The 13,513-nt window shown below is 70.0% G+C and carries 15 protein-coding genes and 1 tRNA gene; 10 read left to right on the forward strand and 6 right to left on the reverse strand.

The genetic code is table 11. From position 1 onward, the window contains the following. Nucleotide 1: 1 nt before the first annotated feature. Entirely contained in the window at nt 2–940 is a 939-nt protein-coding gene (locus ACFYWJ_RS04910) for a hypothetical protein (RefSeq protein ID WP_355283557.1), read from the forward strand. Nucleotides 941–1,033: 93 nt separating this feature from the next. Next, nucleotides 1,034–3,289: a heavy metal translocating P-type ATPase gene (locus tag ACFYWJ_RS04915; protein ID WP_355283554.1), complete on the forward strand. Its 2,256-nt coding sequence runs from the start codon at nt 1,034–1,036 to the stop codon at nt 3,287–3,289. A gap of 54 nt (nt 3,290–3,343) precedes the next feature. Here the strand turns inward: ACFYWJ_RS04915 and ACFYWJ_RS04920 are convergent, their stop codons facing one another. Continuing rightward, nucleotides 3,344–4,009, reverse strand: a complete 666-nt coding sequence (locus ACFYWJ_RS04920) for a DUF6636 domain-containing protein (protein WP_355283551.1) — start codon at nt 4,007–4,009, stop codon at nt 3,344–3,346. 106 nt (nt 4,010–4,115) lie between these two features. On the opposite strand from ACFYWJ_RS04920, the gene ACFYWJ_RS04925 reads away from it, so the two are divergent. Together ACFYWJ_RS04925 and ACFYWJ_RS04930 are read left to right on the forward strand one after the other, a co-directional pair. Next, nucleotides 4,116–4,775, forward strand: a complete 660-nt coding sequence (locus tag ACFYWJ_RS04925; protein ID WP_355283549.1) for a histone deacetylase — start codon at nt 4,116–4,118, stop codon at nt 4,773–4,775. 73 nt (nt 4,776–4,848) lie between these two features. Then, nucleotides 4,849–6,279 carry a lipase maturation factor family protein gene (locus ACFYWJ_RS04930; RefSeq protein ID WP_355283548.1) on the forward strand — a complete coding sequence of 477 codons (1,431 nt, stop codon included), beginning with the start codon at nt 4,849–4,851 and terminating at the stop codon, nt 6,277–6,279. A gap of 45 nt (nt 6,280–6,324) precedes the next feature. Here the strand turns inward: ACFYWJ_RS04930 and ACFYWJ_RS04935 are convergent. Then, a tRNA-Gly gene (locus ACFYWJ_RS04935) sits at nt 6,325–6,400 on the reverse strand. A 119-nt stretch (nt 6,401–6,519) separates the two neighbouring features. Continuing rightward, nucleotides 6,520–6,894 (reverse strand): DUF6463 family protein, encoded by a 375-nt coding sequence (locus ACFYWJ_RS04940; protein WP_355283545.1) that lies wholly within the window; start codon nt 6,892–6,894, stop codon nt 6,520–6,522. Nucleotides 6,895–7,076: 182 nt separating this feature from the next. On the opposite strand from ACFYWJ_RS04940, the gene ACFYWJ_RS04945 reads away from it, so the two are divergent. Beyond that, entirely contained in the window at nt 7,077–7,499 is a 423-nt protein-coding gene (locus ACFYWJ_RS04945) for a hypothetical protein (RefSeq protein ID WP_355283543.1), read from the forward strand. A gap of 15 nt (nt 7,500–7,514) precedes the next feature. On the opposite strand, the gene ACFYWJ_RS04950 is transcribed toward ACFYWJ_RS04945, so the two are convergent. After that, complete coding sequence (locus tag ACFYWJ_RS04950) at nt 7,515–7,691, reverse strand: hypothetical protein (RefSeq protein WP_355283541.1); 177 nt, start codon at nt 7,689–7,691, stop codon at nt 7,515–7,517. Nucleotides 7,692–7,870: 179 nt separating this feature from the next. Here ACFYWJ_RS04950 and ACFYWJ_RS04955 point away from each other — a divergent pair, with 179 nt between their 5' ends. Beyond that, a complete protein-coding gene (locus ACFYWJ_RS04955) occupies nt 7,871–8,134 on the forward strand; it encodes a hypothetical protein (RefSeq protein WP_355283538.1) in 264 nt (87 codons plus the stop codon). A 31-nt stretch (nt 8,135–8,165) separates the two neighbouring features. Here the strand turns inward: ACFYWJ_RS04955 and ACFYWJ_RS04960 are convergent, their stop codons facing one another. After that, nucleotides 8,166–8,927: a lysophospholipid acyltransferase family protein gene (locus ACFYWJ_RS04960; RefSeq protein WP_355283535.1), complete on the reverse strand. Its 762-nt coding sequence runs from the start codon at nt 8,925–8,927 to the stop codon at nt 8,166–8,168. Between the two features lie 41 nt (nt 8,928–8,968). On the opposite strand from ACFYWJ_RS04960, the gene ACFYWJ_RS04965 reads away from it, so the two are divergent. The 4 genes from ACFYWJ_RS04965 (at nt 8,969) to ACFYWJ_RS04980 (ending at nt 12,392) form a co-directional block, all read left to right on the forward strand. Further along, nucleotides 8,969–9,913, forward strand: a complete 945-nt coding sequence (locus ACFYWJ_RS04965) for a hypothetical protein (protein WP_355283533.1) — start codon at nt 8,969–8,971, stop codon at nt 9,911–9,913. 43 nt (nt 9,914–9,956) lie between these two features. Beyond that, complete coding sequence (locus ACFYWJ_RS04970) at nt 9,957–11,492, forward strand: Rieske 2Fe-2S domain-containing protein (RefSeq protein ID WP_355283530.1); 1,536 nt, start codon at nt 9,957–9,959, stop codon at nt 11,490–11,492. Nucleotides 11,493–11,681: 189 nt separating this feature from the next. Continuing rightward, complete coding sequence (locus ACFYWJ_RS04975) at nt 11,682–12,053, forward strand: hypothetical protein (protein WP_022566549.1); 372 nt, start codon at nt 11,682–11,684, stop codon at nt 12,051–12,053. Between the two features lie 36 nt (nt 12,054–12,089). Continuing rightward, nucleotides 12,090–12,392 carry a metalloregulator ArsR/SmtB family transcription factor gene (locus ACFYWJ_RS04980; RefSeq protein ID WP_355283664.1) on the forward strand — a complete coding sequence of 101 codons (303 nt, stop codon included), beginning with the start codon at nt 12,090–12,092 and terminating at the stop codon, nt 12,390–12,392. A gap of 35 nt (nt 12,393–12,427) precedes the next feature. Here ACFYWJ_RS04980 and ACFYWJ_RS04985 read toward each other — a convergent pair whose 3' ends face one another. After that, nucleotides 12,428–13,471 carry a Gfo/Idh/MocA family oxidoreductase gene (locus tag ACFYWJ_RS04985; RefSeq protein WP_355283527.1) on the reverse strand — a complete coding sequence of 348 codons (1,044 nt, stop codon included), beginning with the start codon at nt 13,469–13,471 and terminating at the stop codon, nt 12,428–12,430. Nucleotides 13,472–13,513: the final 42 nt, after the last annotated feature.

The following is a 13,513-nucleotide window of genomic DNA, read 5'->3' on the forward strand; positions in this document are numbered from 1 at the left end:
GATGAACGCAACAGGCAAGTTCGCCGGATTCACCCTCGGCCTCGCGGCGGTCTTCGGGATCGCTCTGGCCGCTGGTGCCCTGGTCGGTCCGGAACCTTCCGAACCGGCCGGGCACGGCGAGCACGAGACCGCGGCGGCACCGTCCGCCGACCTGCCCGGCGGCCTGCTCGCCTCCGATCAGGGCTACACCCTCGCCATCGACAAGCCGAACACCACGACCGCGGCGCAGGCGCCGGTGAGCTTCCGCATCCTCGACGCCACCGGCGCACCGGTCACGAAGTACGTGACCAGCCACGACAAGGATCTGCACCTGATCGTGGTGCGGCGCGACATGGCGGGCTTCCAGCACGTGCATCCCGTGCTCGATCCGGCGGGCACCTGGTCGGTGCCGCTGAACCTGAGCCGGGGCGGTGACTACCGGGTGTTCGCCGACTTCACCCCGGCTGGCGGGTCGAACCTGACCCTCGGCGCCGACCTGCGCGTCGCGGGCAACTACGACGTGCAGGCGCTCCCGGCTCCCGCGGCCACCGCGCAGGTCGGCGAGTACACCGTCGCGCTGAGCGGCACGGTCACCCCGGGCGCCGCCTCGAACGTGACGCTCTCGGTGAGCCGCAACGGCACACCGGTCACCGACCTGCAGCCCTACCTCGGGGCCTACGGCCACCTGGTCGCCCTGCGCGCGGCCGACCTCGCCTACCTGCACGTCCACCCCGAGGGCGCGCCCGGCGACGGGGTCACCCCCGCCGGTCCCGGCATCGACTTCGTGGTGAACGCGCCGAGCGCGGGCGACTACCGCCTGTTCCTCGACTTCCAGCACCAGGGCGTCGTCCGGACCGCGGAGTTCACGGTGCGGGTCGCCCAGCCGGACGCCACCGGCGTCGACAACCCGGCGCCGACCAGCGCTCCGGCCGACCACGGCACGCCCGGCCACGGGCACTGACCCGGACCGGCACCATCGGGCCGGACCAGGCCCACCTGGCTCACCAGCAACCGCTCAGCAAGAATCGACATCAGGAACGAAACGGAGCACCCCATGACCACCGTGACGCAACCACCGGGCACCGGCCAGGTAGAACTGGTGATCGGTGGCATGACCTGCGCTTCCTGCGCGAACCGGATCGAGAAGAAGCTCAACAAGCTCGACGGGGTCACCGCGACGGTCAACTACGCGACCGAGAAGGCCAGGGTCGACTTCACCGGCGACGTCTCCCCCGAGGAGCTGATCGCCACCGTCGAGCAGGCCGGCTACACCGCGGCACTGCCGGCGCCGAAGCAGGCCGAGCCCACCGAGGACGCGGCCGCCGAACCCGACCCGACCGCCTCGCTACGCACCCGTCTGCTGGTCTCGCTGGTGCTCACCGTCCCGGTCATCGCGATGGCGATGATCCCCGCGTTGCAGTTCACCAACTGGCAGTGGCTCTCGCTGACGCTGGCCGCCCCGGTCGTCGTGTGGGGCGCGCTGCCCTTCCACAAAGCGGCCTGGACCAACCTGAAGCACGGCACCGCCACCATGGACACGCTGGTGTCGATGGGCACGCTCGCCGCCTTCGGCTGGTCGCTGTACGCCCTGTTCTGGGGCACCGCGGGCACGCCGGGCATGAAGCACCCGTTCGAGTTCACCATCGCGCGGATGGACGGCACCGGCAGCATCTACCTGGAGGCCGCGGCGGGCGTCACCACATTCATCCTGGCCGGGCGCTACTTCGAGGCCAGGTCCAAGCGGCGGGCCGGTGCGGCGCTGCGGGCGCTGCTGGAGCTGGGTGCCAAGGACGTCGCGGTGCTGCGCGACGGCGTCGAGACACGGATTCCGGTGGAGCAGCTGGCCGTCGGTGACGAGTTCATCGTGCGACCCGGCGAGAAGATCGCCACCGACGGTGTGGTGACCGAGGGCAGCTCGGCGGTCGACGCCGCCATGCTGACCGGCGAATCGGTGCCGGTCGAGGTCGGCGCGGGCGACGCGGTGACGGGCGCGACCGTCAATGTCGGCGGACGGCTCCTGGTGCGCGCCACCAGGATCGGCGCCGACACCCAGCTGGCGCAGATGGCCCAGCTCGTCGAGGACGCGCAGACCGGGAAGGCCCAGGCCCAGCGCCTGGCCGACAAGATCTCCGGCATCTTCGTCCCGATCGTCATCGCGCTGGCCGTGGGCACCCTCGGCTTCTGGCTCGGCACCGGTGGCGCGATCGCGGCGGCCTTCACCGCCGGTGTCGCGGTGCTGATCATCGCCTGCCCGTGCGCCCTGGGCCTGGCCACGCCGACCGCGCTGATGGTCGGCACCGGGCGCGGCGCCCAGCTCGGCATCCTGATCAAGGGCCCCGAGGTGCTGGAATCGACCCGCAAGGTCGACACCATCGTGCTGGACAAGACCGGCACCGTCACCACCGGCAAGATGACCCTGCTCGACGTGCTCCCCGCCGAGGGCGAGGAACGCGGCCGGGTACTGGAACTGGCAGGCGCGCTGGAACACTCGTCGGAGCACCCGATCGCCCAGGCGATCGCCAAGGCCGCGCAGGACGAGTTCGGTGAACTGCTGCCGGTGGAGGGCTTCGCCAATGTCGAGGGCCTCGGCGTGCAGGGCGTGGTGAACGGTTCCGCGGTGATCGTCGGCCGGGCCCGGCTGCTGGCCGACTGGTCGCAGCCGCTGCCTGCGCACCTGGAAACCGCCATGGCGGAAGCGGAGTCGGCGGGCAGGACCGCGGTGGCCATCGGCTGGGACGGCAAGGCGCGCGGCGTGCTCGTGGTCGCCGACGCCGTGAAACCCACCTCGGCGCAGGCCATCGCGCAGTTCCGCGCACTCGGCCTGACCCCGATCCTGCTGACCGGCGACAATGCCCGCGCGGCCCGCACCATCGGCGACGAGGTCGGCATCGACGAGGTGATCGCCGAGGTGCTGCCGCAGGACAAGGTCGACACCGTCAAGCGGTTGCAGGCCGAGGGCAAGGTCGTCGCCATGGTGGGTGACGGCGTCAACGACGCGGCCGCCCTGGCCCAGGCCGATCTGGGCCTGTCGATGGGCACCGGCACCGATGTCGCCATCGAGGCCAGCGACCTGACCCTGGTCCGCGGCGACCTGCGCGCCGCCGCCGACGCGATCCGCCTGTCCCGCCGCACCCTGGCCACGATCAAGGGCAACCTGTTCTGGGCCTTCGCCTACAACGTGGCGGCCATCCCGCTGGCCATGGCGGGCCTGCTCAACCCGATGCTGGCCGGCGCCGCGATGGCGTTCAGCTCGGTGTTCGTGGTGAGCAACAGCCTGCGGCTGCGGCGGTTCAAGTCGACGGCGCAGTAGATCGCGACAACTGCCGAAGGGGCGCACCGGAAGGTGCGCCCCTTCGTCGTCGGGTCAGAAGATGGTCTGGCTGTCGGCGGAGATGGTGAAACCGTGGCCCGCCGCGTCGCAGCGGATGCCCTGCTGGCTGGAGGTGCAGGCGACGCCGCGGACGACGAGCGTGTCGCCGTAGTGCAGGGTCGCGCCGCCGCCCTTGTTGGTGCCGTCGACCGGCTCGCCGACGAAGATGCCCTGGCTGGTGCACAGGAACTCAGACTTGCCGCCGACGGTGTGCACGGCGACCTTGCGGTTGGGCGCGTCGTCGCAGTTGGGCAGTTGCGGCGGAATGACATTCGCCTTGGACAGCTGACAGCCGACGCCGAACGGCGCGTCGGCGAGGATGCCGCACATGATGTTGCCGGTGGGCGATTGGAAGTAGAAGCTGTCGCGCTGCTGGTAGTCGCGGGCGTCGACGGTGGCGTCGTCCCGGGACGGCATTCCGGTGTCCCCGGGGCCAGGTGCCACGGTAGGACCGTTCGACCCGCTGATCGACGGGATGATGACGCCGGGCAGGATCTCGATGGTCGGCACACCGCTGGGCTGGGTGCCGCTCGGCTGGCTGACGGCGGTCTCGGTCACGCGCGGCGGAGTGGTCTGCGCGGTCGAACCCTGGTCACCGGCACAACCGGCCAGTCCCCCCGCGAGCGCCACCAGCGCCGCCACCACAATTGCTGATCTCATGGAACTCTCCCCTCGATGTCCTCCCGACCCATCGAAGGAAGAATCGACGACAGGAGCGGATTCGTTTCCTTCGCTCAGGGAACCGTGACCCACCCGAGGTGAGCCCGTGACCACAGCTCAGCACGTCTGGTACGCCGCGTACGGCTCCAACATGCACGCCGCGCGGTTCGCCTACTACCGCGACGGCGGCACCCCGCCGGGCACCGCGCACACCTATCCGGGCTTCCGCGACCGCACCCCGCCGGCCGCGATCACACCGCTGACCCTGCCGGGGAGCCTGTATTTCGCCTGGCGGAGCCAGGTCTGGACCGGCGGTGTCGCCTTCTACACCGATCGCCCGGCCACCGGCTGGCCGACCGGCGTCGCGGCCAGGGGGTACCTGCTCACCGTCGGCCAGTTCGGTGATCTGCTCGCCCAGGAGATGTACCGGACACCGAGCGCCGACTTCGATCTCGCGCCGGTACTGGCGGCGGGCGCGGTCGCGCTCGGTCCCGGCCGATACGAGACCGTCCTGCACGCCGGGACCGCCGACGGCGCGCCGATTCTCACCTGCACCGCGCCGTGGCGACCGGAAACCGTTGACCTGCAACGCCCATCGGCCCGCTACGTCGGCATGATCGCCGCCGGTCTGCGCGAATCCCACGGCTGGGACACCGACCGCATCGTCGGCTACCTGTCGACGCGGCCCGGCATCGCCGCCCGCTGGCCCGAGCCCGGCCTGCGTGCCGTGGTGGACGGCGGACCCGGCCTCGACCTGCCGGAATGACGGACGACGTTTCGCCGGACGATCATCGGGTAGACAATCGAACCAGGGAGCATGACCGTCCGGGAGCGGATGCATGGACTGGTTCACGGCGCCGGAGTACTGGCAGGGCAGGCTGATCTTCCAGCGTGGTCTGGCAGTGATCTACGCGCTCGCGTTCCTCGGCGCCGCGCTGCAATTCCGCGCGCTGCTCGGCGAGCGGGGGATGCTGCCCATCCCGCGCTTCCTGGCGCGCACCCCCTTCCGCCGGGCGCCGAGCCTGTTCCAGCTGCGCTATTCGGATCGCGGCTACGCCGTGGTGGCCTGGTCGGGCGTGGCCGTCGCGGTCGCCGTCGCCGTCGGGGCCGCCGATCTGGTGCCGCTGTGGGGGTCGATGGCGCTGTGGTTCCTGCTGTGGGTGCTGTATCTGTCGATCGTCAATGTCGGGCAGGCCTGGTACGCCTTCGGCTGGGAATCGCTGCTGCTCGAGGCCGGTTTCCTGGCGATCTTCCTCGGCAACGACACCGTCGCGCCGCCGCTGCTCGTGCTGTTCGCCGCGCGCTGGCTGCTGTTCCGGGTGGAGTTCGGCGCCGGGCTGATCAAGATGCGCGGCGACCGGTGCTGGCGGGATCTGACCTGCCTGTACTACCACCACGAGACCCAGCCGATGCCCGGGCCGCTGAGCTGGTTCTTCCACCATCTGCCCCGGCCGCTGCACCGGGTGGAGGTCGCGGCCAATCACTTCGCGCAGCTGGTGGTGCCGTTCGGGTTGTTCGCGCCGCAGCCGGTGGCGAGCGTGGCGGCGGGCATCGTCATCGTCACCCAGCTGTGGCTGGTGCTGTCGGGCAATTTCGCCTGGTTGAACTGGGTGACGCTGCTGCTGGCGACCACGGTGGTCGACGGGCGGTTCTATCCGATGCTGCCCGACGCACCCGCGACGCAGCCGCCGCCGGTGTGGTTCACCGGCGCGGTGTTCAGCTACCTCGGGCTGGTCCTCGTGCTGAGCTATCAGCCTGCCGCCAATCTGCTCTCGCCGCGTCAGGCCATGAACGCGTCGTTCGAGCCGTTGCACCTGGTCAACACCTATGGCGCCTTCGGCAGCATCACCAAGGTGCGGCACGAGATCGTGTTCGAGGGCACCGACGCGGCCGAGCTCACCCCGGAGACGGAGTGGCGCGAGTACGAGTTCAAGGGCAAACCGGGCAAACCGGGCAGCGTGCCCCGGCAGTGGGCGCCGTATCACCTGCGCCTGGACTGGCTGATGTGGTTCGCCGCGCTGTCACCGGCGTACGCCAGGGGCTGGGCGGCCCCCCTGGCGCGACGCCTGCTCCGCAACGACCCCGACACCCTGCGCCTGCTGCGGCACTGTCCCTTCCCCGACGCGCCGCCGCGCTACCTGCGTGCCCGGCTCTACGAATACCACTTCAGCTCGCGCGCCGAGTTACGTCGGGACCGGATCTGGTGGCGGCGCAGACTGATCGGCGACTACCTGCCGCCGATGGCACTCGAGTGGATCAGTCGGCGCTGAGAACGTGAAAAGCCCGGCTCGACATACTGTCGACCGGGCTTTTCGTGGAGCGGATGACGAGATTCGAACTCGCGACCCTCACCTTGGCAAGGTGATGCGCTACCAGCTGCGCTACATCCGCACGCCGTGCGAGGCCCGTTCCGGGATCGCCGGGGGCTTCGTCGTGCGAGAAGGAACTTTAGCGCGTCGGCGGCGAAAAACGAAATCCGTGCGCACCGCCGACCGGCGGCGGCGGTGAGGTCAGCGGGGTGCGCGCCGGATACCGATCAGCAGCAGGACCGACGCGGCCGCGGCCAGCACCCACGGCGCCGGCTCGAAGATCAGCGCGCAACAGACGGTCCAGACCAGCAGTGACCAGGCCAGGAACGCAGGCGGGGCGATCGCGCGCCGGTCGAGCCAGACGATCAGGCAGCCGAGGAGCAGCAGCGGGACCCCGAAGCTGCCGGGACCCATCCAGAACGCGCCGATGGCGGGTGGCAGCTCGGTGATGTCGGCGTCGGGCAGCCACAGCCCGAAGGTGAACCACTCGCCGTAGTGCCGGTGCCCGAGCAGGGTCGCGGCGACGACGTGCGCCGCACCGAGGAACGCGAGCACGCGTCCGGCCCAGGTGATCATGACTGCCTCCAGCGGAGTTACGAAACTCTTGATATCGAAACTAATAGTTTCGTATGCTGCCACAGGTCTCGCCCGCCCGCACCCGATCCACCGTTAAGCGCGCACCAAGAATCCGGAATCCCCTGCCGGGAAAGCTCTTTCCCAGCCCGGTGGACGCCATCGGGCACGAGGGGAGGAACGGGATGAAGACTCTGGGGCTGATCGCGGCGGGCGTCGCCGCGACCACCGTGGCCGTCATGGGCGCCGGTCCGGCGCACGCGGACTTCACCGACGCGGTGGAGTTCACCGACAGCGGCGAGAACGTCGAGGAGGGTGAGTTCGGCGAGTACGCGATCGACCGGAACAATCCGGGCTCGTGCCTGGTGGTGCAGAACCACACCGGCGGGCGGGTGACCGTGCGGCTGAATTATCCGACCAGCCAGGGCAAATGGACCTTCGCCCACGACGACGTCGGCGTGCTCACCCGCAACAACCGGGTGGTGACCTCACCGTCCGGGCGCTGGAGTGTGCGGACCAATCCGCCGATCGTGTTCCACTGGGTCTACGACGGCAAGCTCAACAACCGCAAGGGCTGCAACGGATCCTGGGTGCTGACCATGAACTGATCCGGCGACGGCCGGTCACCGAGGCGCGAAGGCGCTGCGATGATCGGCGGCCCACTCGGCGTAGCCGCGGGAGGCGCGGCCGAGGATCTCGGCGACATCGGTGGTGACCACGGCGTTGTGGCCGTCACGGATGAAGTTCTGGCCGATCAGCGACCCTTCGACGAAGGCTGGTGGCAGCCCGGCGGCGGTCATGAAGGCGCGGGCGTCGGCCGCGGCGATATCGGTGACGGCGATCGGGCGGCCGAGGATCTCGGCGAGCTCGGCGGCCTGGTCGCGGGTGGTCTGCAGGGTAGGGCCGGTGAGGGTGTATGTGCGGCCGTGGTGCGCGGGATCGCGCAGCGCGGCCGCCGCGACCTCGGCGACGTCGCGGGGTGCGCATCGACGACCTGCCCGGCCCGCTGGGTACCGCCGCGAGCGAACTGACGCGGCTCCCCGCCGACGAGGCCGTGCGCTACCTGGAAGACCTACTGCCGCATCAGGTCTCCGAGACCGCGACCGAGCGCGCGCATCGCCTCGTGTTGCGCGAGGCGATCTCGGCGCTCACCGCCGATTTCCGCACCATCATGGGCGTCCCACCGGCGGCCTACCTGCACGGCAGGCTGCCCGCGCCGACCCGCTGCCGGCTACCGCGCTGAGCGCGCGGCCCCGGTAGCGAGTCGGCCGGGATCAGGCTTCCGGCTTCTCCTGCTGCTCCGCCTTGCGGGCGAGGCGCTCGGCGGCCTCGGCGTCGTCGAGCGCGGTGGCCTCTTCGAGGGTCGGAGCACTGCCGCCGAGGCGACGCGGGACCCAGTAGGCGCCCGGCTCGTGTTCGTAGGACTCCTGGAGGTCGGCCAGCAGGCCCTGCATGGTGGTGCGGAGCTGAGCGGTCAGCTCGGCGGCGGGCTCGTACGGCTTGATCGGGGCGCCGACGGCGATCGAGATGGGCGTGTTGGTGCGGCCGAGCCGCTTCGGGAAGCCCTTGGTCCAGACGCGCTGGGCGCCCCAGATGACGATCGGGATGATCGGGACGTCGGCCTCGAGCGCCATCCGGGCGGCGCCGGACTTGAATTCCTTGATCTCGAAGCTGCGGCTGATGGTGGCCTCGGGGTAGACACCGACCAGCTCGCCGTCGCGCAGGTATTTCACCGCCGACTTGTAGGAGTCGGCGCCCGCGGTGCGGTCCACCGGGATGTGTTTGAGGGCACGCATGATCGGGCCGGAGATGTTGTTGTCGAACACCTCCTGCTTGGCCATGAACCTGATGTAGCGACCAGGCGTGCGGGCGGGCAGTCCCGCGTAGGTGAAGTCCATGTAGCCGGTGTGGTTGATCGCCACCACGGCGCCACCGGACGCGGGGATGTTCTCCGCGCCCTTGACGGTGAACTTCAGACCTTCGAGGAAGAAGACGGTTCGGGCCAGGCCGATGATCGACCGGTAGACGGGTTCCACAATTCAGCTAGCGTAGTCGCAGATCGTGCCACGGCCCAGGAATGAGGAACGTCGTAGTGGAACGCGCGCAGCCGCCCCTGCTTGCTCTGCCCCGTCCCCGCCCGCACCGCGCCGTCGCGCTGGCCGCGGGTCTCACCGTCACCGCGGCGCTGATCGCCGGGTGTGATTCGGTCTCCGGCATCCCCGGCGACGATCCGGCGCCCGCCGACACCACCACCGCGACGACGACCGCGCCGCCGTCGACCACGTCCACCGCCACCCAGGCGATCGCCCCCGGCGAACCCGCGCCGGGCAAGGCGGGCTCACTGCCCCCGCTGCCCGCCGACGCGCCGCAGGTCGGCGCGGTGCCCGGCAACGCCGACGCCGTGATCGCGGTCCGCCGCTGGGCCGCCGACCTGCAGACGAGCACCCCCGCCGAACTGCAGGCCGCGTGCTGGACCATCCCGCCGCGCACGGTCACCGACATGTACGCCGACCCGCAGTCGATCCTCGCCGCGCTCAGCCAGCCCGGCACCGCGACCGCCGACACCGTCACCTGGCGCAACCGCACCACCACCGTCACCGTCGACCGCGAGGCCATCGCCTCCGGGTACGCCTGCGGCCGGGTGTTCGCGGCGGGCGTCGAGCCCGGTTACGACGAGGCCGACGCCCGGCACACCGTCCGCCGCTACCTCGCGCGCGCCACCGGCAAACCACTCGATCCGGCCGACATCGAAGCCACCCATCCGCTGACCTGCAAGGCGACCCTCACCACCTGGGACCCGCAGGGCACCGGCAACCCCACAGCACCCCCGCTGACCAGCGACTCGGGCAAAGTAGGCAATGTCACCTCCTACACCGGTGAGGAGCTACGATCCGACCAGGTTCGCGGCGACTACCTGGCAGTTCACGTCCCGGTGACCACCTCGCCGGGGGGCACGCGGATGCGGACTTTCACCGTCGTACCGACCGCCGAGGGCTACTGCATCGGTGACGTAACGATTTAGCCACTACCCTGGTTGGCTGGTACTGGTAGGAGGAAACAAGCTCGTGCAGATCACCAGCGTCGGACACGCAGGCTTCCACATCCGAACCACAGCCGGGACGATCCTGTGCGACCCCTGGGTCAATCCCGCGTATTTCGCCTCGTGGTTCCCGTTCCCGGACAACTCCCAGCTCGAGTGGGAGTCGCTCGGCGATGTCGACTACCTGTATGTCTCGCACCTGCATCGCGACCACTTCGACGCCGCGCACCTGCGCAAGTACGTCAACAAGGACGCGACCATCCTGCTGCCGGACTATCCGGTGCCGGATCTGCGCCGTGAGCTCGAGGCGCTGGGCTTCACCAAGTTCTTCGAGACCGAGGACTCGGTCAAGCACACCGTCACCGGGCCCAAGGGTTCGCTCGACATCATGATCGTGGCGCTGCGCGCGCCCGCCGACGGCCCGATCGGCGACTCCGGCATTCTCATCTCCGACGGTGAGACCACCTGTTTCAACATGAACGACGCGCGCCCGGTGGACATGGACGTCATCCACGACGCGTTCGGTGACATCGACATCCACCTGCTGCAGTACTCGGGCGCCATCTGGTACCCGGCCGTGTACGACATCCCGGCCCGCACCAAGGCCAACTTCGGCAAGCAGAAGCGCCAGCGCGGCATGGACCGCGCCCGCTCCTACATCGAGCAGGTCGGCGCCACCTGGGTGGTGCCCTCGGCCGGTCCGCCGGTGTTCCTCGACGACGAACTGCGCTACCTCAACGACGACCGCGGCGACGAGGGCAACATCTTCCCCGACCAGATCGTGTTCCTCGAGCAGATGGAGATCCACGGCAACGCCGGCGGCGTCCTGATGATCCCCGGCTCGGTCGCCGACGTGCGCGGCAAGGAACTCGACCTCGCGCACCCCTTCGATCCGGACCGGATCTACGGCGACAAGGCCGCCTACATCGCCGAGATGGCCGAGCGGTTCGCCCCGGTGCTCGCGGCCGAGAAGGCGTCCTGGGAGACCGGCGAGGGCTCGCTGCTCGAGCCGCTGCGCGAGCTGTTCGAGCCGATCATGAAGCAGTCCGCGCTGATCAGCGACGGCATCGGGTACCCGGTCGGGCTGGTCATCGGCGAGGAGACGGTGGTGCTGGACTTCCCGCATCGCACCGTGCGCGAGCCGATCGAGGGCGAGGGCCGCTACCGCTACGGCTTCCGGATCGCGCCCGAGCTGGTGCGCACCGTGCTGCGCGACAACGAGCCGGACTGGGTCAACACGATCTTCCTGTCCACCCGGTTCCAGGCGTGGCGCATCGGCGGCTACAACGAGTTCCTCTACACCTTCTTCAAGTGCCTCACCGACGAGCGCATCGCCTACGCCGACGGCTGGTTCTCCGAGGCGCACGACGATTCCGCCGTCACCGAGCTGGACGGCTGGGAAGTCCAGCGCCGCTGCCCCCACCTCAAGGCCGACCTCTCCAAATTCGGTGTGGTGGAAGGCAACAACCTCACCTGCAACCTGCACGGCTGGCAGTGGGACCTGGAATCGGGCCGCTGCAAGACCTCCAAGGGCCACGAACTGCGCTCGCGCAAGCTCTGACCCGAACGCCGAACGGGCGGGACGACTTTCGTCCCGCCCGTTTCGTCTGTCCACCCGCCTGTCCACTGTTTGCATAACTTGCAAACTGCCAATCTTCGGACAATTCCGGGTCGATTCGGCCGACGGAACGGCGCCGAGCGCCTAGCGTCACCATCGACGATCAACCGCTCCGATTCGGAAGGAAATCCCTTGGCGGACATGGACATCGCACTCAAGGAAATGATGCTGCTCGATGGCGCGCTCGGCGCCTGCATCGTCGACTACACCAGCGGCATGACCCTCGGCGCGATCGGCGGATCCAAGACCCTGGACCTACAGGTCGCCGCCGCGGGCAACACCGAGGTGCTGCGCGCCAAGGTCCGCACCATGGAGCAGCTCGGCATCGATGAGGGCATCGAGGACGTGCTCATCACTCTCAGCGGGCAGTACCACCTGATCCGGCCGTCCAAGGCGCGCCGGGCCAAGGGCCTGTTCCTCTACCTGGCCATGGACCGCACCCGCGGCAATCTCGCGCTCGCTCGCCGTCGCCTCGCCGACATCGACGCCGAGCTCGAGATCTAGCCGTCCGTGCCGGGGACACAGCGGCCGCTCTATCAGATGAAGGCCGACTTCTTCAAAACCCTCGGGCACCCGGTGCGGATCCGCGTGCTGGAGTTGCTGAGCATGCGGCCGCACGCCGTCGCGGAGATCCTGCCCGAAGTCGGCGGCGAGGCGGCGACCCTGTCCCAGCAGCTGTCGGTGCTGCGCCGGGCCGGATTGGTGACCTCGCGCCGGGACGGGCAGTCGGTCACCTACGCACTCACCTCACCGGGGGTCGCCGAGCTGCTCGCGGTCGCCCGCGGCATCCTGACCGGGGTGGTCGCGGTGCAGGTGGAAGCGCTCGCGCCCGCGGACCGCTGATCGCCGTTCCCTGACCGGGCCCGGATCGCTCCCGGTCAGGGCGCGTCCCGGCCCGCCACCTGCACGGCGTACTCCAGGATGCGCAGGGTTTCCACGGCGTCGCGGGGGTCGACGGGGACCGGGGTGCCGTCGAGGAGGGTCGCGGCCATGCCCGCGTAGAAGGCGGGGTAGTCGCCGGGGCGGGTGGGGAGGGGGCGCAGGTCGTCGCCCGCGCCGAAGGTGCCCCACCGCTCGGGTGGGACTGTGCCCCATGGCTTTCCGTCGCCGGGGCGGCGGCCCGCGCGCAGGTCGTCTTCCTGCGGGTCGAGGCCGTGCACCGTGTAGCCGTTCGTCGAGCCGAGGACGCGCAGGCGAGGGCCCAGTTGCGGGGCGACGGCGCTCATCCACAGCTGGGAGCGCGTTCCGGAGGCGTGGGTGAGGGCGAGGAAGGCGTCGTCGTCGGCGTTGACGCCGGGACGGCGGCGGTCGAGTTCGGCGTAGAGCTCGGTGACCGGGCCGAACAGGGTCAGCGCCTGGTCGACCAGGTGACTGCCCAGGTCGAACAGGATGCCCGCGCCCTCGGCGGCGTCACCCACCTCGCGCCAGCCACCCTTGGTGACCGGGCGCCAGCGTTCGAATCGCGACTCGAACCGGCGCACCTCACCGAGTTCGCCCTCCGCCAGCAGCGCGCGGACGGTCAGGAAGTCGTTGTCCCAGCGGCGATTCTGGAACACGCTCAGCGCCAGCCCGGCCTCCTCGGCGGCCGTCACCACCGCGTCGGCGTCGGACGACGTCACCGCGAACGGTTTGTCGACCACCACCGGGAGCCCGGCGGTCAGCGCCCGCGACGCCAACGGCGCGTGACTGCGATTCGGCGTGGCGATCACCGCCAGGTCGACCCCCGCCGGATCGGCGAACAGCTCGTCGGCGTTGCGCACCACCCGCACACCCGGATGCTCGGCCCGCGCCCGCTCCGCCCGCTCCTCGGACGAGGTGACCACCGTCGCCACCCGCAGCCGTGGATCGGCCGCGATCAACGGCGCGTGGAACACCGAACCGGCCAAGCCGTACCCGACTACCGCTACCCCGAGCTGGTCCATCGCTGTCCCTTTCGTGGTGGGTCCCGGGGTCGAGTATGCCCC

Origin of the sequence: Nocardia sp. NPDC003269 (assembly GCF_042888005.1) — a bacterium.
Classification (GTDB): Bacteria; Actinomycetota; Actinomycetes; order Mycobacteriales; family Mycobacteriaceae; genus Nocardia.

What these genes read in the sequence shown, in the direction of transcription:
- ACFYWJ_RS04920 (WP_355283551.1), bottom strand. Translation starts at nt 4,009, where the DNA reads ATGAGATCAGCAATTGTGGTGGCGGCGCTGGTGGCGCTCGCGGGGGGA.
- ACFYWJ_RS04940 (WP_355283545.1), bottom strand. Translation starts at nt 6,894, where the DNA reads ATGATCACCTGGGCCGGACGCGTGCTCGCGTTCCTCGGTGCGGCGCAC.
- ACFYWJ_RS04945 (WP_355283543.1), top strand. Translation starts at nt 7,077, where the DNA reads ATGAAGACTCTGGGGCTGATCGCGGCGGGCGTCGCCGCGACCACCGTG.
- ACFYWJ_RS04965 (WP_355283533.1), top strand. Translation starts at nt 8,969, where the DNA reads ATGAGGAACGTCGTAGTGGAACGCGCGCAGCCGCCCCTGCTTGCTCTG.
- ACFYWJ_RS04915 (WP_355283554.1), top strand. Translation starts at nt 1,034, where the DNA reads ATGACCACCGTGACGCAACCACCGGGCACCGGCCAGGTAGAACTGGTG.
- ACFYWJ_RS04985 (WP_355283527.1), bottom strand. Translation starts at nt 13,471, where the DNA reads ATGGACCAGCTCGGGGTAGCGGTAGTCGGGTACGGCTTGGCCGGTTCG.
- ACFYWJ_RS04910 (WP_355283557.1), top strand. Translation starts at nt 2, where the DNA reads ATGAACGCAACAGGCAAGTTCGCCGGATTCACCCTCGGCCTCGCGGCG.
- ACFYWJ_RS04980 (WP_355283664.1), top strand. Translation starts at nt 12,090, where the DNA reads ATGAAGGCCGACTTCTTCAAAACCCTCGGGCACCCGGTGCGGATCCGC.
- ACFYWJ_RS04950 (WP_355283541.1), bottom strand. Translation starts at nt 7,691, where the DNA reads ATGACCGCCGCCGGGCTGCCACCAGCCTTCGTCGAAGGGTCGCTGATC.
- ACFYWJ_RS04930 (WP_355283548.1), top strand. Translation starts at nt 4,849, where the DNA reads ATGGACTGGTTCACGGCGCCGGAGTACTGGCAGGGCAGGCTGATCTTC.